17 protein-coding genes are annotated in these 18884 nt (G+C 65.0%); 15 read left to right on the top strand and 2 right to left on the bottom strand.

What is annotated here, in order from left to right; genetic code table 11:
- Positions 1-268 precede the first annotated feature (268 nt).
- The 15 genes from PHS32_RS11395 (at position 269) to PHS32_RS11325 (ending at position 17314) form a co-directional block, all read left to right on the top strand.
- Positions 269-1879: an ABC transporter substrate-binding protein gene (locus tag PHS32_RS11395; RefSeq protein ID WP_301079080.1), complete on the top strand. Its 1611-nt coding sequence runs from the start codon at positions 269-271 to the stop codon at positions 1877-1879.
- Positions 1880-1909: 30 nt separating this feature from the next.
- On the top strand, positions 1910-2863 hold the full coding sequence (locus PHS32_RS11390; protein WP_301079079.1) for an ABC transporter permease: 954 nt from the start codon (positions 1910-1912) through the stop codon (positions 2861-2863).
- 13 nt (positions 2864-2876) lie between these two features.
- Positions 2877-3767, top strand: a complete 891-nt coding sequence (locus tag PHS32_RS11385; RefSeq protein ID WP_301079078.1) for an ABC transporter permease — start codon at positions 2877-2879, stop codon at positions 3765-3767.
- Positions 3764-4828, top strand: a complete 1065-nt coding sequence (locus tag PHS32_RS11380; RefSeq protein WP_301079077.1) for an oligopeptide/dipeptide ABC transporter ATP-binding protein — start codon at positions 3764-3766, stop codon at positions 4826-4828. Before PHS32_RS11385 ends, PHS32_RS11380 begins: the two co-directional genes overlap by 4 nt.
- A complete protein-coding gene (locus PHS32_RS11375) occupies positions 4825-5805 on the top strand; it encodes an ABC transporter ATP-binding protein (RefSeq protein WP_301079076.1) in 981 nt (326 codons plus the stop codon). Before PHS32_RS11380 ends, PHS32_RS11375 begins: the two co-directional genes overlap by 4 nt.
- Positions 5802-6503 (top strand): GntR family transcriptional regulator, encoded by a 702-nt coding sequence (locus PHS32_RS11370; protein WP_301079075.1) that lies wholly within the window; start codon positions 5802-5804, stop codon positions 6501-6503. Before PHS32_RS11375 ends, PHS32_RS11370 begins: the two co-directional genes overlap by 4 nt.
- 17 nt (positions 6504-6520) lie before the next feature.
- The gene (locus tag PHS32_RS11365) at positions 6521-8110 is read left to right on the top strand and encodes a gamma-glutamyltransferase family protein (RefSeq protein ID WP_301079074.1); all 1590 of its coding nucleotides are present in this window, start codon (positions 6521-6523) and stop codon (positions 8108-8110) included.
- Between the two features lie 3 nt (positions 8111-8113).
- The gene (locus PHS32_RS11360; RefSeq protein WP_301079073.1) at positions 8114-9085 is read left to right on the top strand and encodes a bile acid:sodium symporter family protein; all 972 of its coding nucleotides are present in this window, start codon (positions 8114-8116) and stop codon (positions 9083-9085) included.
- 94 nt (positions 9086-9179) lie between these two features.
- Positions 9180-9908 carry a DUF1028 domain-containing protein gene (locus tag PHS32_RS11355; protein ID WP_301079072.1) on the top strand — a complete coding sequence of 243 codons (729 nt, stop codon included), beginning with the start codon at positions 9180-9182 and terminating at the stop codon, positions 9906-9908.
- On the top strand, positions 9905-10891 hold the full coding sequence (locus PHS32_RS11350) for an ABC transporter ATP-binding protein (RefSeq protein ID WP_301079071.1): 987 nt from the start codon (positions 9905-9907) through the stop codon (positions 10889-10891). Before PHS32_RS11355 ends, PHS32_RS11350 begins: the two co-directional genes overlap by 4 nt.
- A 157-nt stretch (positions 10892-11048) precedes the next feature.
- Positions 11049-12161, top strand: coding sequence for a dipeptide ABC transporter ATP-binding protein (locus tag PHS32_RS11345; RefSeq protein ID WP_301079070.1), 1113 nt, complete (start codon positions 11049-11051; stop codon positions 12159-12161).
- A 64-nt stretch (positions 12162-12225) separates the two neighbouring features.
- Positions 12226-13755, top strand: a complete 1530-nt coding sequence (locus PHS32_RS11340; protein WP_301079069.1) for an ABC transporter substrate-binding protein — start codon at positions 12226-12228, stop codon at positions 13753-13755.
- A 23-nt stretch (positions 13756-13778) separates the two neighbouring features.
- Positions 13779-14720: an ABC transporter permease gene (locus tag PHS32_RS11335; RefSeq protein ID WP_301079068.1), complete on the top strand. Its 942-nt coding sequence runs from the start codon at positions 13779-13781 to the stop codon at positions 14718-14720.
- A 96-nt stretch (positions 14721-14816) separates the two neighbouring features.
- A complete protein-coding gene (locus tag PHS32_RS11330) occupies positions 14817-15692 on the top strand; it encodes an ABC transporter permease (protein ID WP_301079067.1) in 876 nt (291 codons plus the stop codon).
- 14 nt (positions 15693-15706) lie between these two features.
- Positions 15707-17314, top strand: coding sequence for a gamma-glutamyltransferase family protein (locus PHS32_RS11325; RefSeq protein WP_301079119.1), 1608 nt, complete (start codon positions 15707-15709; stop codon positions 17312-17314).
- Positions 17315-17357: 43 nt separating this feature from the next.
- Here PHS32_RS11325 and cynS read toward each other — a convergent pair whose 3' ends face one another.
- Together cynS and PHS32_RS11315 are read right to left on the bottom strand one after the other, a co-directional pair.
- A complete protein-coding gene (gene cynS, locus PHS32_RS11320; protein ID WP_301079066.1) occupies positions 17358-17801 on the bottom strand; it encodes a cyanase in 444 nt (147 codons plus the stop codon).
- Between the two features lie 184 nt (positions 17802-17985).
- Entirely contained in the window at positions 17986-18780 is a 795-nt protein-coding gene (locus PHS32_RS11315; RefSeq protein WP_301079065.1) for an ABC transporter ATP-binding protein, read from the bottom strand.
- Positions 18781-18884 lie beyond the last annotated feature (104 nt).

Genomic DNA, 18884 nt, shown 5'->3' with positions numbered 1-18884 from the left:
ACTCTCAGGCAACAAAGCAGCCGCTGCATTGAGTCGATTTGCGATGCGCTGATTTGGATACAAAGTTGGTGCTTGAATGACCATCTCGGTGCACTTGCATGCAAGATTTCCGGGCGCCCCGAACAGGGGGGAGCACGCCTCCGGATAAACATTGCAGGGTTTTGTCCAGCATTGACAGTCACTTGCGAAATACATTTCCTGCGGCCTGACCGTTTGGCACATTACATGCAATCTCCAGCTTGTTCTTTCGCAACTTCTGGAGATGTACATGACGCACTCAAGCAGGCCACTGTTTCGTTGGCTGGCGACGCTACCCCTGGCCTTGGCCCTGCACGGCGGTCTGCATGCCGAGACCGTGGCGCGCTACGGGATTTCGATGGCCGACATTCCCCTCACCACCGGCCAGCCGGACCGCGGTGCCGGTGCCTACCAGTTCACCGGCCATACGCTCTATGACCCGCTGGTAGCTTGGGAGGCCAACATTGGTACCCGCCCCGGCAAGTTGATTCCCGGCCTGGCCACGGCCTGGAAGGCAGACGAGAAGGACAACAAGAAATGGACTTTCACCCTGCGCAAAGGGGTGAAATTTCACGACGGCTCCGAGTTCAATGCCGACGCCGTGATCTGGAATCTGGACAAGGTGCTGGCCGACAAGTCGCCGCAATTCGACGCCAAGCAGAGCGCCCAGGTGCGCCCGCGCATCCCCTCCATTGCGTCCTACCGCAAGCTTGACGGCTACAGCGTCGAGATCGTGACCAAGAATGCCGACGCCTTGTTTCCCTACCAGTTGCCCTGGTTCCTGATCTCCAGCCCCAGCCAGTGGGAAAAGCTGGGCAAGGATTGGAGCAAGGTGGCGATGCAGCCGTCCGGCACCGGGCCCTTCAAGCTCGACAAGCTGGTGCCGCGCGAGCGCGCCGATCTGGTCAGGAACGCCGCCTACTGGGACAAGACCCGCATCGCCAAGACCGACCGCATCGTGCTGCTGCCCATCCCCGACGCCATGACGCGCGTCAACGCCCTGCTGAGCGGTCAAGTCGACATCATCGAGACGCCGCCGCCGGATGTGCTGCCGCAGATCAAGAGTGCCGGCTTCAAGCTGGTGCAAAACGTCACGCCGCACGTCTGGCCCTACCATTTCTCGACCCAGCCGGGTTCTCCCTGGGCCGACATCCGTGTCCGCAAGGCGGCCAACCTGGCAATCGACCGCGCTGCCATCGTCAAGCTGATGGGCGGCCTGGCGACGCCGGCCATGGGCCAGGTCGATGTCACCAATCCCTGGTTCGGCAAACCCACATTCAAGCTCGGCTACGACCTGCCCGCCGCCCGCGCCCTGATGGCCCAGGCCGGCTACAGCCAGGCCAAGCCGCTGAAAGCCAAGGTGATCATCGCCCAGGGCGGCACCGGGCAGATGCTGTCGCTGCCGATGAACGAATTCATTCAGCAGAGCCTGGCTGAGATCAACATCCAGTTGACCTTCGAGGTGGTGGAGTTGGAGAACCTCTACCTGCACTGGCGCAGCGGCGCCAAGGCCGACATGAACGCCGGCAAGGGCATCACGGCCATCAACCTGGGTTACGTCACGGCCGACCCGTTCTACGCCATCACGCGCTTCGCCGACAGCCGCTACGTGGCGCCCAACGGCGTCAACTGGGGCGGCTACAACGATCCCAAGGTCGATGCCGCGCTGGAAAAGATTCGCACCACTTTCGATGTGAAAGTGCAGGACGGTTTGCTGGCCTTCGTGCACCAGAGCATGGTGGACGATGCCTTGATGCTGTGGGTGGTGCATGACGTCAATCCGCACGCCATGTCGCCCAAGGTCAAGGAGTTCGTGCAGGCGCAGCACTGGTTCCAGGACCTGACCACCCTGCGCATGTAATCACACAGCCCGGATCGAGAAACACGCCTCATGTTGGCCTACCTGCTCAAGCGCCTGCTGTACGCCGTCCCGATCGCCCTGGGCGTGACTGTGCTGTCGTTCGCGCTGGTCTATCTGGCGCCGGGCGATGCCCTCAACGCCATCGCGCCGGCCGATGCGCCGGCCGACGTGATCGATGCCTTGAAAAGCGCTTACGGGCTGGACCGTCCGATACCGGTTCAGTACGGCCTGTGGTTGCTGCGCGCCGTGCAGGGTGATCTGGGTACTTCCATTGCCTCGGGGCGGGCCGTCAGCGGCGAGGTCATGAGCGCGGTCGGCAACACCTTGCTGCTGGCCGGCATCGCCGCTTTCGCCGGCGTGCTGGTCGGCTGCCTCCTGGGCGCCCTGGCCGGCTATCGGCTGGGCTCCTGGATCGACCGTCTCGCCACCGTGCTGTCGGTGATCGGCGTCAGCATTCCGCACTACTGGCTGGGCCTGGTGCTGACCATCGTCTTTTCCATCACGTTGGGCTGGCTGCCGGCCATGGGCGCCGGTGCCGGCGGCTCGGCTGAATGGCGGTGGGACGGCGCGCATTTCAAATACCTGGTGCTGCCGGCGCTGACCCTGTCGGTCATTCCGATGGGCATCATCACGCGCACCGTGCGCGCCCTGGTGGCCGACATGCTGGAGCAGGAATTTGTGCTGGCCCTGCGGGCGCGCGGCCTGTCGGACCGGACCATCTTTCTTCACATTGCCAAAAACACCGCGCCCACCGTACTGGCGGTCGCCGGTCTGCAGGTCGGCTACCTGATGGGCGGCTCTATCCTGGTGGAGACCGTGTTCGCCTGGCCCGGCACCGGCTTCCTGCTCAACACCGCCATCTTTCAGCGCGACATGCCGCTGCTGCAGGGAACCATCCTGGTGCTGTGCATGTTCTTCGTCGTCCTCAACCTTGCGGTGGACGTGGTGCAACCCCTGATAGACCCGCGCATGGGCCGGCGCTGAAAGCGAAACAACGATGTCGACCGCACTCGCCATGCCTCTCTCCCCAACCGTGCCCGCCGGCCCCAGCCGCAGCTACTGGCATGTGGTGTGGCGCCAGTTGCGCCACGACCCGGTGGCCCTGGGCAGCGCACTGGTGCTGCTGTTGATCGTGGGCGCCGCCGTCTTCGCGCCTTGGCTGGCGCCGGCCGACCCCTACAAGGCCAGCATGCTGCGCCGCCTGCTGCCGGTCGGCAGTGCCGGCTATTGGCTGGGCACCGACGAACTGGGGCGCGACATGATTTCGCGCCTGATGTACGGTGGCCGCCTGTCGCTGCTGATGGGCGTGCTGCCGGTGCTGGCGGCCTTCGGCATCGGCACCTCCATCGGCCTGCTGGCGGGCTACATGGGCGGCAAGGTCAACATGCTCATCATGCGTGTGCTGGATGTGTTCTACGCCTTTCCCTCGGTGCTGCTGGCGGTGGCGATCTCGGGCGCCCTCGGGCCTGGCATGAGCAACAGCTTGCTGGCACTGACCCTGGTCTTCGTGCCGCAGGTGGTGCGCGTGGCCGAGAGCGTCACGACCCAGGTACGCCAGCTCGACTACATCGAAGCGGCGCGCATGAGCGGTGCCGGCGCCCTCTCCATCATCCGCGTTCATGTGCTGGGCAATGTGCTGGGGCCGGTGTTCGTGTATGCCACGGGCCTCCTGAGCGTGAGCATGATCCTGGCCTCCGGCCTGTCCTTCCTGGGCCTGGGCGTCAAGCCGCCGGAACCGGAGTGGGGCCTGATGCTCAATACGCTGCGCTCGGCGATCTACCTCAACCCCTGGGTCGCGGCGCTGCCGGGCGCCCTGATTTTTGTCACGTCAATTGCCTTCAATCTGCTGGCGGACGGCGTGCGTTCGGCCATGGACATTCGTCGATGAAGAACTTGACTCCAAGCGCGCTGCCGGTGCCGGACCGGGGCGGCCCGGCGCAACCCCTGCTGCTGGTTCGAGATCTGAAAAAGCACTTCGCGGTGCGCGGCCATCCCCTGGAGCGCCAGCGCAAATTCGTGCATGCGGTCGATGGCGTGAGCTTCTCGGTTGCCAAGGGCAAGACACTGGGCATCGTGGGCGAGTCCGGTTGCGGCAAATCGACCACCGCACGCCTGATCGCCCGCCTCATGGCGCCCGACAGCGGCAGCATGATTTTCGACGGCCAGGGCGTGGCCGAATTTGGTGGCCTGGAACTGAAGGAATTCCGGCGCAGCCTACAGATGGTGTTCCAGGATTCCTTCGCCTCTCTCAACCCGCGCCTGACCATTGCCGAGACCGTCGCCTACGGCCCGCGCATCCATGGCCTGTCGAAGGCCGCGGCGACCCTGCTGACGCGCGATTTGCTGGCGCGCGTCGGCTTGGAGCCGGGCCAGTTCGGTGCCCGCTATCCGCACGAACTCTCCGGTGGCCAGCGCCAGCGGGTGAACATCGCCCGCGCCCTGGCGCTGTCGCCGCGCCTGGTGATCCTGGACGAGGCGGTGGCCGCGCTGGACAAGTCGGTGCAGGCCCAGGTGCTCAACCTGCTGCAGGAATTGAAGTCCGAATGCCAGCTCACCTACCTCTTCATTTCGCACGACCTGCATGTGGTGCATTACCTGAGCGACCAGGTGATCGTGATGTACCTGGGGCAGATCGTCGAGAGCGGCCCGGTGGAAGATATCTACCAGCGCCCCGCCCACCCTTACACCCGGGCCCTGCTGGCCGCCGTGCCGTCCATGGACCCGTCGCGGAGGACCCAGGCTTCGCCGCTGAGCGGCGATCCGCCCAACCCCATCAACCCGCCCGACGGCTGCCGCTTCCGCGACCGCTGCCCGCATGCGCAGCCGGTCTGCGCGGCCAGGGCACCGGCGCTGATGGCGCTGGGACCGGCGTTTGAACACCAGGTGGCCTGCCATATGAGCGACCGCCTGTCGGGTCACCGCGACGCCACTCAAGGACTGGTGCTGTGACGGCGCCGCTGCTTTCCATCCAGGACCTGAGCGTGCAGTTTTGCGGCAGCCGTAGCGTCAACGCGCTTAACCAGCTCAGCTTTGAACTCGGTTCCGGCGAGGTGCTGGGGCTGCTGGGCGAATCGGGCTCCGGCAAAAGCGTCACCTTGCGCACCTTGTTGCGTCTGCATGCCGCACGCACAACCCGGATTCAGGGCCAGATCCGGGTCGCCGGGCAGGATGTGATGGCGCTGCAAGGTCAGGCCCTGGAACTGTACCGGGGCGGCACCGTCTCCATGGTGTTCCAGGAGTCGGGCATGGCGTTCGACCCGGTCTACAGCATAGGCCAGCAGATCACCGAAGTGATACGGGCGCACGCGGCCATAGCCTCTGCCGGCGCGCGCCAGCAGGCTTTGCAGATGCTGGAGCGGGTCCAGATTCCGCAGGCGCGGCGGCGCTTCGACGCCTATCCGCACGAGTTGTCGGGCGGCATGCGGCAACGCGCCATGATCGCCCTGGCGCTGGCCTGTAAACCGAAACTACTGCTGGCCGATGAGCCGACCACGGCGCTGGACGCCAGCGTGCAGATCCAGATTCTGCTGTTGCTGCGCGAACTGCAACGCGAGACCGGCATGGCCATGATTTTTGTCACCCACGACATCGGCGCCGCGGTCGAAGTGGCGGACCGCATCGCCGTCATGTACGCCGGCCGCGTGGTGGAGCAGGGGCCGGTCGCCCAGATCGTGCAACAGCCGCGCCATCCCTATACCGCCGGCTTGCTGGCTTCCAGCGTCGGCGCCGAACACCGGGGCCGGCCGCTGCGGGCCATTCCCGGCGCACCGCCCGATCTGGCCGCGCTGCCCAGCGGCTGCGCCTTTGCACCGCGCTGCGACCAGGCCAGCGATGGGTGTCACCGCGAGCGACCGGAACTGCGCCTCCAGGGTGCGCAGTCGCTAGCCTGCTGGCAGCCCTTGTTGCCTTTCCCGGAGACTACATGAGCAGTGTTCCAACGCCTGAGATGACGCGCAACCGGGGCGGCCTGGCGGACGAGGTTTGTCGACAGATCGCCGACGAGATCGTGCTGGGCAATTTCGCCCCCGGCAGCCGGCTTGACGAGGTGATGCTGGCGAGCCGTTTCCAGGTCTCGCGCACGCCGGTGCGGGAGGCCTTGAAGAAGCTCGCCACCATGGGGCTGGTGGACTGCCGCCCGAACCGCGGCTCGGTGGTGGCGGCCATGAGTTCCGAACAACTGGACCAGATGTTCGAGGCGATCGGCGAAATGGAAGCCACCTGCGCCCGCCACGCGGCCCTGCGCATGAGCGAGGCCGACCGCCGACAACTGCGCGAGCTGCATCGTCAGGGCCGCTGCGCCATGCAGTCGGGCGACATAGACCGCTACGACGCGGTGAATCTGGAACTGCACACCACCATCATCCGGGGCTGCTACAACCAGGTGCTGATCGACATGACGCTGAGTCTGCGGCACCGGGTCAGCTCTTTTCGCCGCACCCAGTTCCGCAACCTGGAACGCATGGGCGAATCGTTCGAGGAACATTCGGTGATCGTGGAGGCCATCCTGGCGCACGACGTGATCACCAGCTACCGGCAAATGCGGGCTCACCTGCTGTCGGCCCGCAGCGCCACCTCGCGGCTGGCACCGGCCTGGGCCAGCCCGGCACCTGACAACAAGACATGAACTGGAGACACCACCCCATGAAGCCCATTCTCGGCAGCCGCGGCGCCGTTGTCGCGCCCCACTCGCTGGCCTCCCAAGCCGGTCTTGACATCCTGCGCGAAGGCGGCAACGCCATCGAGGCCAGCATCGCCGTGGCCGCCACGCTGGCGGTGGTCTACCCGCACATGACCGGCATCGGCGGCGATGGCTTCTGGCTGCTGCATGCGCCGGGGCAGGCGGTGCTTTCCATCGACGCTTGCGGCGCCGCCGGCGCTGCGGTCAGGCGCGAGCTTTATGGCAGCTTAAACAGCATTCCCTGGCGCGGCCCGCTGGCCGCCAACACGGTGGCTGGCACTGTCTCCGGCTGGGGCGCCGCCCACGAACACAGCCGCAGCCAGTGGGGCGGGCGCCTGCCCTTCGCACGACTGCTGGAGAGCGCCATCCATTACGCCAACGAAGGCTTTCCGGTGACCCACAGCCAGGAGCACAACACGCGCAGCAAGCTGGGTGAACTGATGGCGCAGCCCGGTTTTGCCTCGGCTTTTCTGAATCAAGGGGCGGTGCCGGGCTACGGTCAGCGCCACCGCTTCCCGGCGCTGGCCGCCACCCTGGCGCAGTTGGCCCGCGCCGGTACCGAAGACTTCTACCGCGGCGAGCTGGCCGAGCAGATCGGCGCCGATCTGGCCGCTGTCGGCAGTCCACTCACGGCTGCCGATCTGGCGCAACACCAGGCCCGGGTCCAGCCGCCGCTGCAACTGCGCTTGTCGGAGGCCACTCTGTACAACCTGGCGCCGCCCACCCAGGGCCTGGCTTCGCTGCTGATACTGGGCATCTACGACCGCATCCGCCAAGCCGGCTGGAACCCGGACAATGCCGCCGGCATCCACGCGCTGGTGGAGGCGACCAAGCAGGCTTTTCAGGTACGCGACAAGCACGTGACCGACCCAGCCCACATGCAAGTGGACCCGGGCATGCTGCTGCAAAACAAAACCCTGGAGGCGCTGGCGGCGGCCGTGCCCTTGCAGCACGCCAGCCCCTGGCCGGCACCGGTTTCCGACGGTGATACCACCTGGCTGGGCGTGATCGACAGCGCCGGCCGCGCGGTCAGCATGATCCAGAGCATCTACTTCGAATTCGGCAGCGGCGTGGTGCTGCCGGGCAGCGGCATCTGGTGGCAAAACCGCGGTTGCTCCTTCGACCTGACGCCCAACCGGCTGCGCAGCCTGGAGCCCGGTCGCAAGCCGTTTCACACCCTGAATCCGGCCCTGGCGACGCAGGACGACGGCCGCTTGCTGGTCTACGGCACCATGGGCGGCGAAGGTCAGCCACAAACCCAGGCCGCCGTGTTCGCCCGCTACCTCTGGGGCGGCCATAACGTGCGCTCCGCCGTGGCGGCGCCGCGCTGGCTGCTGGGGCGCACCTGGGCCGAGCAGAGCACCACACTGAAGCTTGAATCGCGTTACGCGCCGGAAGTCATCCAGGCACTGCTTGATATGGGGCATCCGGTGGAGGTGGTGGACGGTTTCGACGAGCGCATGGGCCATGCCGGTGCCCTGGTGCTGCATCCGGGCGGCCTGATCGAGGGCGGCGAAGACCCCCGCAGCGATGGCAGCGTGGCGGCCTGGTGAGCCATGAAGTTCAAGTTCGACTGGTTCCTCAAGGGCATGCTGGCGGCCGTGGCGCTGGCCTTCGTCTGGCCGGGACCGGGCGCCCAGGGCGGCTGGCTGCACCCGGAGCTGCTCAACAAGCTGGGCATCGCCCTGGTCTTTTTTCTCAACGGCCTGGGCCTGTCGCTGGCCTCGCTACGCCATGGCGCGCTGCGCTGGCAGGTGCATCTGCTGATCCAGGCCAGCACCTTCCTGCTCTTCCCATTGCTGGGTTGGGGTCTGCTGAAGCTCAGCGGCAGTTGGCTGTCGCCCGATTTGCAGACCGGATTTTTCTACCTCTGTGCCCTGCCGTCCACCGTTTCCTCGTCGGTCGCCCTGACCGTGGCGGCGCGCGGCAACGTGCCGGTGGCCTTGTTCAACGCCACGCTGTCCAGCCTCATCGGCGTGCTGCTGACGCCGCTCTGGATGGCCTGGATACTGGGCCGTGGCGGTGTCGATTTCGCGCTGGCGCCGGTGATCCGGGACCTGCTGCTGTGGCTGCTGCTGCCGCTGGTGCTGGGCCAGCTCAGCCGTCCGCTGCTGGGCGCCTGGGCCGCTCGCAACAAGGCCAAGATCCAGTTAGCGGACCGCTTGACCATTCTGACCCTGGTCTACACCTCGTTCAGCGACTCGGTGCAACAAGGGGTCTGGTCGCACTACGGCCTGCCGGTTTTGGCAGAGACCCTGGTCGGTACCGGCGCCTTGTTTTTTCTCATGCTGGCGCTGGTCCGGCTGTTCTCGCAGTGGCTTGGCTTGCCGCTCGAAGAGCGCATTGCCGCCATCTTCTGCGGCTCCAAGAAAACCCTGGCCTCCGGCGTGCCGATGGCGCATCTGATCTTCGGCGCCCACCCGGCGCTGGGCCTGATTCTGTTGCCGATCATGATTTACCATCCATTGCAATTGGCAGTGGGCGGCGTGCTGGCGCAGAACTGGTCGGCCGGGGAGAGCGGCAAGTGAGGAAATTAATGAGCTTGAGACAGCGCTTGATTGAAGTGCTATCTTGCGGGTCTGGCTTTCAGGCGCCTGGCGCGCCTATTTTTGAGGATTGTGCATGACCTGGTCTATCGTTGCGCGTGACAGTTCCGGTGCTTTGGGCATCGCCATCGCGAGCAAGTTCTTCGCCGTCGGCGCCTTGTGTCCGCACGCCAGTAGCGGTGTCGGCGCGCTGGCCACGCAGGCTTTGGTCAACCCGCTGCTGGCCGCGCCGGCCCTGCAAGGCATGGCGCAGCAGCGCGAGCCGGCCGAATTGCTGGCGGAAATCATGGCCGGCGACGGCGGCCGCGCGCAACGCCAATTTCACATGATTGATGCGCTGGGTCGCGGCGCCGCGTACACCGGGGCCGGCTGCATTGGCTGGTGTGGCCATACGTTGCGCGACGGCTTCTCGGTCGCCGGCAATATGCTGGCCGGTCCGCAAGTGGTAGAGGCCAGCGCCGATGCCTACGCCGCCCATCCTGAGCTGCCCTTTGCCGAACGGCTGATGGGCGCACTGGCGGCCGGCGAAGCGGCCGGCGGCGACAAACGCGGCAAGCAAAGCGCGGCGCTGCTGATCTACAGCGGGCAGGATTACCCAGCACTCGACATGCGGGTCGACGATCACCCGGAGCCCCTGATCGAGCTGCGCCGTCTGTACCAGGTCAGTCTGGAACGCTTTCAGCCTTTCCTGACCTGCCTGCCCAGCCGCGAGTTGCCGGCGGGCATCCTGGATCGTAGCCAGATCGACGCGCGGATCGCTGCTTTCCAGGCGGCGCGCCAATCAACCGGAAAGACGCCTGCATGAGCGCATTGCTGGAGGTGCGGGATTTGACGACTTGCTTCAAGGTCGACGGCGGCGAGTTCACGGCCGTCGACGGTGTCAGCTTTTCGGTCCAGGCCGGTCGCACACTGGGCATTGTGGGCGAGTCCGGCTGCGGCAAGAGCGTCACCTCGCTGTCCATCATGGGCTTGTTGCCCAAGGGCCAGGGCCGCATCGCCGGCGGATCCATCAAGTTCGACGGCGCCGATCTGGTGCAGCTGCCGGCGGCCGCCATGCGCGCCTTGCGCGGCGACCGCATGGCGATGATTTTTCAGGAGCCCATGACGTCGCTGAACCCGGCCTTCACCATCGGCGACCAGTTGATTGAAGCCATCCGCTGCCATCGCGACCTGAGCCAGGCGGCGGCCCGCCAACACGCCATCGAGATGCTGCGCAAGGTGCGCATCCCGTCGCCCGAGCAGCGCATGGACGCGTATCCGCACAAGCTCTCCGGCGGCATGCGCCAGCGCGTCATGATCGCCATGGCGCTGGCCTGCGAGCCGCAATTGCTGATCGCCGACGAGCCCACCACCGCGCTGGACGTGACGATCCAGGCGCAGGTGCTGGACCTGATGCGCAGCCTGCGCGCCGACACCGGTGCCGCCATCATGCTGATCACGCACGACCTGGGCGTGATCGCCGAATTGGCGGATGAAGTGGTGGTGATGTACGCCGGCCGCGTGGTCGAGCGCGCCAGCGTCGAGCGCCTGTTCGCCGAGCCGCAGCATCCTTATACGATCGGCCTGCTGGGCTCGATCCCGAAACTGCATCTGAAGCAAAGCCGGCTCGCCGCCATTGAAGGCCAGGTGCCGACACCGATGACGGTCATGGCGGGCTGCCGTTTCGCCCCGCGTTGCCCGTTTGCCGAGGCCCGCTGCGAGGCTGCCGCACCGCCCCTGACCGAACTGGTTGAAGGGCATTTTGCGGCCTGCTGGAAAGCGCCCCTGCCTTGGGAGGAGAGAGCATGAGCGCCGCGCCGGGCCGCCCCAAGCAAGCTCGCGCCCCCCTGGGGCTGATGCCCGTGGCTCCCAGCCTGCCTGCGCAGGGTGGGACGGGCAGAAGAGTCGTTGCCTCTGGCAGCGACCTGTACAGCGAGGACACGCAGTGCCGAGCGTGGGGGCAACTATGAGCGCCGCGCCCAACCCCGATACCGTCACCACTGTGCCGGTGCCCGAGCCGCTGCTGCGGGCCGAGCATCTGGTCAAGCACTTCCCGCTGGCACGCGGCCTGTTCGGGCGCGGCGACGGCGTCGTGCACGCCGTCGACGGTGTCAGTTTTACGCTGGCAGCGGGCGAGACCATGGCCTTGGTGGGCGAGTCGGGTTGCGGCAAGTCGACCGTCGGCCGCTTGCTGCTGCGCCTGCTGGACGCCACCTCCGGCCAGGTCTGGCTCGATGGCGAGGATTTGATGAGTTTGCCGCCGGCCGCCATGCGAGCGCGCCGGCGTGCGCTGCAAATCATTTTTCAGGATCCTTATTCGTCGCTCAATCCGCGCATGACGGTGGAGCAAACCCTGACCGAACCGATGCTGCTGCATGGTCTGGCGCTGGGACGCCGGCACGAGCGCGCCGCCGAGTTGCTGGACCTGGTGGGTCTGGCGCCCAACTACCTGCAACGCTATCCGCATGAATTTTCCGGCGGCCAGCGCCAGCGCATCGGCATTGCCCGGGCGCTGGCGGTGGAGCCGCGGCTGATCGTTTGCGACGAGCCAGTATCGGCGCTGGACGTGTCGATCCAGGCGCAGGTGGTCAATCTGTTGCAGGACATTCAGCGCCGGCTCGGTCTGGCTTATGTGTTCATCGCGCACGACCTGGCGGTGGTCAAACACATCGCCTCGCACGTGGCCGTGATGTACCTGGGCCAGATCGTCGAATACGCCGACAAGGAGCGCTTGTTTGCCCAGCCGCGCCATCCCTACACGCAGGCTCTGCTGTCGGCCATTCCGCTGCCGGAGCCGGGGCGCGAACGCTCGCCAGTGTTGTTGCAGGGCGATGTACCCAATCCGATCGCGCCGCCCTCGGGCTGCCGCTTTCGCACCCGCTGCCCGCACGCACAACAACTTTGCGCCGACCAAGTGCCGCTGCTCAGCGCGCTGGACGGGCACAGCGTTGCCTGCCACTTTTGGCGCGATATCGCAGTGCCGGCGGCACTGCGCGCTGACGCCGCTGCGCCGCCGATCAATCGCCGGCTTGAGCAATTGCAGGCGGCCTTCTTGCCGAGGGTGGCCCAGCATGTCTGATCCCATTTTTTTCAGCGGGCGCGCCACGGCGTGTTCCTCATCAACCACCAGGAGAATTAACACCATGCGTACTTCTTTACCCACTGGCCGGCTCGTGCGTACCCTCGTGCAGGCACTGGCTGTCAGCGCCGCGCTGAGCGCCGCCGGCGCCGGCGCGCAAACGCTGCGCATCGGTCTGGCCGAAGATCCGGACGTGCTGGACCCGACGCTGGCGCGCACTTTTGTCGGCCGCATCGTGTTTGCCTCGCTGTGCGACAAGTTGTTCGACGTCGACGAAAAACTGGCCATCGTGCCGCAGCTGGCAACTTCCTACCAATGGTCGCCGGACAACAAGGTACTGACCTTGAAACTGCGTCCGGGCGTGACGTTTCACGACGGCCAGAAGTTCGACGCGGCGGCCGTCAAGTTCAATATCGAGCGGCACAAGAATCTGGCCGGGTCGAACCGGCGCGGCGAATTGCTGCCGGTGACCAGCGTCGAAGTGGTCGACGAGCTGACCGCCAAGCTGACCCTGACGGCGCCGTTTGCGCCCTTGCTCAGCGTGCTGGCGGACCGCGCCGGCATGATGGTTTCGCCCAAGGCGGCGCAGGACAACCCCAATTTTGGCGCCAAGCCGGTCTGCTCGGGACCTTTCAAATTCAGCGAGCGGGTAGCGCAGGACCGCATCGTGCTGGAGCGCTACCCCAATTACTGGAACAAGGACGCGATCCATTTCGACAAGGTGATTTACCAGCCCATCGTCGACGCGACCGTGCGGCTGGCCAACCTGCGCTCGGGCCAGCTCGACTTCATCGAACGGGTGGCTTCTTCCGACATCGCGGCACTCAAGTCCGACAGCCGGTTCAATGTGGCGCGCATCACCGAACTGGGCTACCAGGGCATCACCATCAACACCGGCAAAAGCGAGATGGCGCAAAAAAATCCGCTGGGGCGCGACCCCCGTGTGCGTGAAGCGCTGGAACTCTCGATCGACCGCGGCGGCATCGTCCAGGTGGCGGTCGATGGTGAGGGCGAGGCCGGTAACCAGTGGCTGTCGCCGGCCAACACGTTTTATGCCAAGAACGTCCCTATCCCGAAACGCAACATCGAACGCGCCAAGGCCTTGCTGAAAGAAGCCGGCGTGCCCAATCCCAGCTTTACCCTGATGACGCCTACCACCTCGGACGGCCAGAAAGTGGCGCAAGTGATTCAGGCGATGGCGAAGGAAGCCGGCTTCGACATCAAGATTCAGTCGACCGAATTTGCCACCTCGCTGAACCTGGCCGACAAAGGGCAGTTCGAGGCCTACCTGCTGAACTGGAGCGGCCGCGCCGACCCGGACGGCAACCTGTTCAGCTTCTACGGCTGCAAGCAGCCGCTGAACTATTCGGGTTACTGCAAGCCCGAGGTCGATGAGTTGCTGACCAAATCGCGCAGCACGCTGGACCCGGCCCTGCGCGGCAAGCTGTTCGACCAGATCGCCGCCCAGGTGCTGAAGGACCGGCCGATCGTTTACATGTACCACCGCAAATGGCTGTGGGCTTACAACAAGAAGCTGACCGGCGTGCGCACCATTCCGGACGGCTTGATGCGGGTGCAGGGCCTGAAGATGTGAGGAAGCCCGCTTAAAGACGCTCCATGCTTACTTATTTCGTCAAACGCCTGGCGGCGGTGATCCCGACGATTTTCTTCGTCTCCATCATCATCTTTTGCCTGCAGCAGTTGCTGCCCGGTGACCCGGCGGTGATTCTGGCCGGCGAGGATCAGGACCCCAATGTGGTGGCCTATCTGCGCCAGAAAATGCACCTCGATGAAGCGCTGCCGGTGCGTTACGGCTACTGGATTGGCGGCGTGCTGCAGGGCGATCTGGGTGAGTCGCTGCGCATCCAGCAACCGGTACTGCAACTGATCAAGGAAAAATTACCGGTCACCCTGGAACTGGCGGCGCTGGCCATGGCGATCGCCTTGCTGATCGGCATTCCGGCCGGCATCATCTCGGCTGTGGCCAAGGATTCGATGTGGGATTACGCCGCCAACCTGGTCGCCTTGTGGGGCTTGTCGACGCCCAACTTCTGGCTCGGCATCTTGATGATCCTGCTGTTTTCGGTGTCGCTGGGCTGGCTGCCGGCGTCCGGCTATGTCAGCCCGTTCGAGGACTTGCGCGCCAATCTGGCGGCGATGATCATGCCGGCCTTCGTGCTGGGCAATGCCATTGCCGCCGTGCTGATGCGTCACACCCGCAGCGCCATGCTGCAAGTGCTCAATACCGACTACGTGCGCACGGCCCGCGCCAAGGGGCTCGACGAGCGCAAGGTTGTGCTGAAACACGCGCTGCGCAATGCGCTGACGCCCATCATCACGCTGGGTGCGCTGGAGTTCGGCACCTTGCTGTCGGGGGCGGTGCTGACCGAGCAGGTGTTCTCGATTCCGGGCTTCGGAAAACTGATCGTCGATGCCGTCTTCAACCGCGACTATGCGGTGGTGCAAGGCGTGGTGCTGTTCACCTCGACCGTCTACATCGTGCTGAACCTGCTGGCCGATCTGGCCTACTTTTTCGTCAATCCGCGCTTGCGAGGCTAAAGACATGGCCCCCACGCTTGTCACTTCGTGTACTGCGCTGCCCCCCGAGGGGGCTGTGCTTGCTTGGGGCGGCCCGGCGCGGCGCACGGCATTCATATGAACACTGCTGTCAAATCGACCCCCTTACCGCGCGAAGCATCGCCGGCGCGGCGCGCCTGGCGCCGCCTGGTGCACCGGCGCGGTGCGATGCTGGGTTTGCTGATCGTGCTGCTGTTTGTCCTCACCGCCGTGTGCGCCTCCTGGATCGCACCCTACGACCCGCTGGCCACCAGCTGGAGCGCGGTGCGAAAAGCGCCCTCAAGCGCTTACCTGTTTGGCACCGATGAACTGGGGCGCGATGTGCTCTCGCGGGTCGTCTGGGGTGCCCGCGCATCGCTGCTGGCGGGGCTGGTATCGGTCTGCATCTCGATGCTGCTGGGGGTTCCCATTGGCTTGCTGGCCGGCTATCTGGGCGGCTGGACCGACAGCCTGATTTCACGCCTGACCGATGCCATGCTGGCGGTGCCGTTCCTGATCCTGGCAATCGCGCTGGCGGCTTTTCTAGGCCCCAGCCTGAGCAATGCGATGCTGGCCATCGGCGTCTCCGCCACCCCGGTGTTCATCCGCCTGACCCGGGCCCAGGTGCTGGCGGTGAAGGTCGAAGACTATATCGAGGCGGCACGCGCCGTCGGCAACCCGCACTGGCGTATTGCCTTGCGCCACGTGCTGCCCAACGTGCTGCCGCCCCTGATCGTGCAGTCGACGCTGGCGATCGCGGCGGCCGTGATTGCCGAGGCCAGCCTGTCCTTCCTGGGACTCGGTCAGCAACCGCCGGCACCGAGCTGGGGCAGCATGCTCAACACAGCCAAGAATTACGTCGACAACGCGCCCTGGATGGCGATCTGGCCGGGCCTGTCGATCTTTCTTCTTGTTTTATCATTCAACCTCCTGGGCGACGGCTTACGCGACGCGCTCGATCCACGCCACAAATAACTATGCCCCATCCCATGCTGTCCTTTGATGCCCAAAATTATCCTTATCCATCGCACCGCAACGTGGTCTATGCGCAGCGCGGCATGGTCGCGACCTCGCAGCCTCTTGCCGCTCAAGCCGGCTTGCAGGTATTGCAGGCCGGTGGCAATGCCATCGATGCCGCCGTTGCCACCGCGGCGGCCTTGACGGTGCTGGAGCCCAGCGCCAACGGCATCGGTGGCGACGCCTTTGCCCTGGTCTGGCACGGCGGCAAGTTGCATGGCCTGAACGCCAGCGGCCCAGCCGCCGCCGCCAGCACGGCGCAGAGCCTGCGCCAACTGGGCCACAGCGTCATGCCGAAATACGGAGCGCTGCCGGTGACAGTACCCGGCACACCGGCGGCCTGGGCGGCACTGGCACAGCGCTTCGGCCGCTTGCCATTGACCCAGTCGATGGCGCCGGCCATCCGTTACGCCCGCGACGGTTATCCGGTGTCGCCCTCGGTGGCCTACGCCTGGCAACAGGCGACCAAGCTGTTTCGCGCCAATTTGAAGGAGGCGCACTTCCAGTCCTGGTTCGACACTTTTGCGCCGGAGCGCGCGCCGCTGGCCGGTGAAATCCAGCGCCTGGCGGGACACGCTGATACCTTGCAGGCGATCGCCGAGGACGGCGCCGCCAGCTTTTACCGCGGAGCCCTGGCAGAGCGCATCGCGGCTTGCGTGCAGGGCGCCGGCGGACACCTCAGCGCCGCCGACCTGGCAGCCTATGAGGTCCAGTGGGTGGATCCGATCAGCGTCAACTACCGTGGTTTCGACGTCTGGGAAATTCCGCCCAACGGCCATGGCTTGGTGGCGTTGATCGCCTTGAACCTGCTCAAGGGTTTCGATTTTTCCGAGCGCGACACGGTGCTGACCTACCATCGCCAGATCGAGGCCATCAAGCTGGCTTTTGCCGACGGCCAGGCGCACATCGCCGATCCGCGGCACATGCGGGTGTCGGTGGCTGACCTGCTGTCGGACGCTTATGCCGACGAGCGGCGTGCGCTGATCGGCGAGTCGGCGTCCCTGCCGCTGCCGGGCACGCCGGCGCGCGGCGGCACGGTCTATCTGAGCACGGCCGACGCCGAGGGCAATATGGTGTCGCTGATCCAAAGCAACTACATGGGCTTTGGCAGCGGCCTGGTGGTGCCGGGCACCGGCATCGCGCTGCACAACCGGGGCAATAATTTCTCGCTCGATGACGCGCATCCCAATTGCATCGCGCCCGGCAAACGCCCCTATCACACCATCATCCCGGGCTTCCTGACGCACGGCGGCGTACCGGTGGGACCGTTCGGTGTCATGGGCGGCTTCATGCAGCCGCAAGGCCATGTCCAGATGGTGATGAACACGGTCGATTTCCACTTGAATCCGCAAGCGGCGCTGGATGCGCCGCGCTGGGAGTGGGAAAAAGGCCAAACGGTCAACATCGAACACAGCACCGGGGAACATCTGTTTCGCGGCCTGGCCGCGCGCGGGCACGAGGTCAACTGGCAGAACAACCGGCTCGCTTTCGGCCGTGGCCAGATCATCTGGCGTGACAAAGCGGGGGTGCTGTGCGGTGGCACTGAGCCGCGCACTGACGGCGCCGTGGTTGGCTGGTGACGGACTGGGGCGGTGCTTCGCCGGGAAATCGCTTGCTTGCGGATCAGTACGGCTTGTAGGGCAAAAACTTGCCTGACAAGACCACGTTGACGCGGTCGCCCTTGGGGTCGCTCTGGCGCTGGATGTCCATGGAGAAGTCGATGGCGCTCATGATGCCGTCGCCGAACTCCTCATGAATCAATTCCTTGATGGTGCTGCCGTAGACGTTGACGATCTCATACCAGCGGTAGATCAGTGGATCGGTCGGCACCGACGTCGGCAGCGAGCCTTTGTAGGGTACCACCTGCAACCACTTTTGCTCTTCCACCGTCAGGCCGAAAATCTTGCCAACGATCCTGGCCTGTTTCTCGTCGAAGGTCATCTGGCCCAGGCAGGCGGCCGTGACCCACTCCTTGGAGAGCCCCACTTTCTTGGCAACGTCTTCCCATTTGATGCCCTTGGAGACTTTGGTGCTGATGATTTTTTCTGTGACTTCCAGGCGGTTCATATTGACTCCATGATTTAAGTTGAGTTGAAAATGATGAGAAAAAGGTTTTAAGGAGCATGCAAATGCTGAAGCACCTTTGTCATGCCGGACTTGATCCGGCATCCATGCAATCGGGTGCACTGGATTGCGGATCGAGTCCGCAATGACAGGCAGTGGTTTTGGTACTTTGTAATTTCCACATCCCTTAATGCGCGATGGCACGCGAGACCAGAAAATCGACGATGTGATTGCGCAGCTCGTAGTAGCCGTCCAGATGGTGCAGGCTGGCGCGCACACGGTCACGCGGCAAGGGGTTGAGCACCACCTCGGCAATGCCGCCCGGCACGTAACCGGCGGCGCTCTCATTGCCATTGCTCATCAACAGAATCCGGTCCGCCAGCAAAATGGCTTCGTCGACGTCGTGCGTGATCATGAACACGGTCTGCTGGGTTTGGCGCACGATGCCCATCAGCTCATCCTGGATGGTGCCGCGGGTCAACGCGTCGAGCGCACCAAAGGGTTCGTCGAGCAGCAGCATCTTCGGGCTGATGGAAAAGGCGCGCGCAATGCCGACACGCTGCTTCATGCCGCCCGAGAGCTGTGCCGGCTTTTTGTCGATGGCGGCGCTCAGCCCCACCATGGCGACAAATTTCTCAACCTGGGCATTGACCTCGGCCTTGCCCCAATCGGGCCAGCGCGATTTCACGGCAAAGCCAATGTTCTGGCGCACTGTGAGCCAGGGCAGCAGCGCGTGGCTTTGGAACACCACGCCGCGCTCCAGGCTCGGCCCGACGACTTCACGCCCATCCATGAAGACGTTGCCGGAGCTGGCGCTGTCGAGCCCGGCCAGCACGTTGAGGATGGTGGTTTTGCCGCAGCCCGAGTGGCCGATGATGCAGACAAATTCGCCGCGCTCCAGCGTAAAGCTGACGTCGGCAAACACCGGCCTGGCCGGCACAAAAGCCTTGCTCAGCCCTTCAATCTTGAGTAAGGCATCCACGTTGTGGGTCTTTCCATGAAGTGGATCCGGCGCCGGGCCGCCCCAAGACGGATCAGCCCCCTCTGGGGGGCAGGGAGGACACGAAGTGCCGAGCGTGGGGGCCG

The sequence above is a fragment of the Rhodoferax sp. genome, from assembly GCF_028714215.1.
Classification (GTDB): Bacteria; Pseudomonadota; Gammaproteobacteria; order Burkholderiales; family Burkholderiaceae_C; genus Rhodoferax.
The sequence above is the reverse complement of the archived record's forward strand: the minus strand, read 5'-3'. Positions and strand labels throughout refer to the sequence as shown.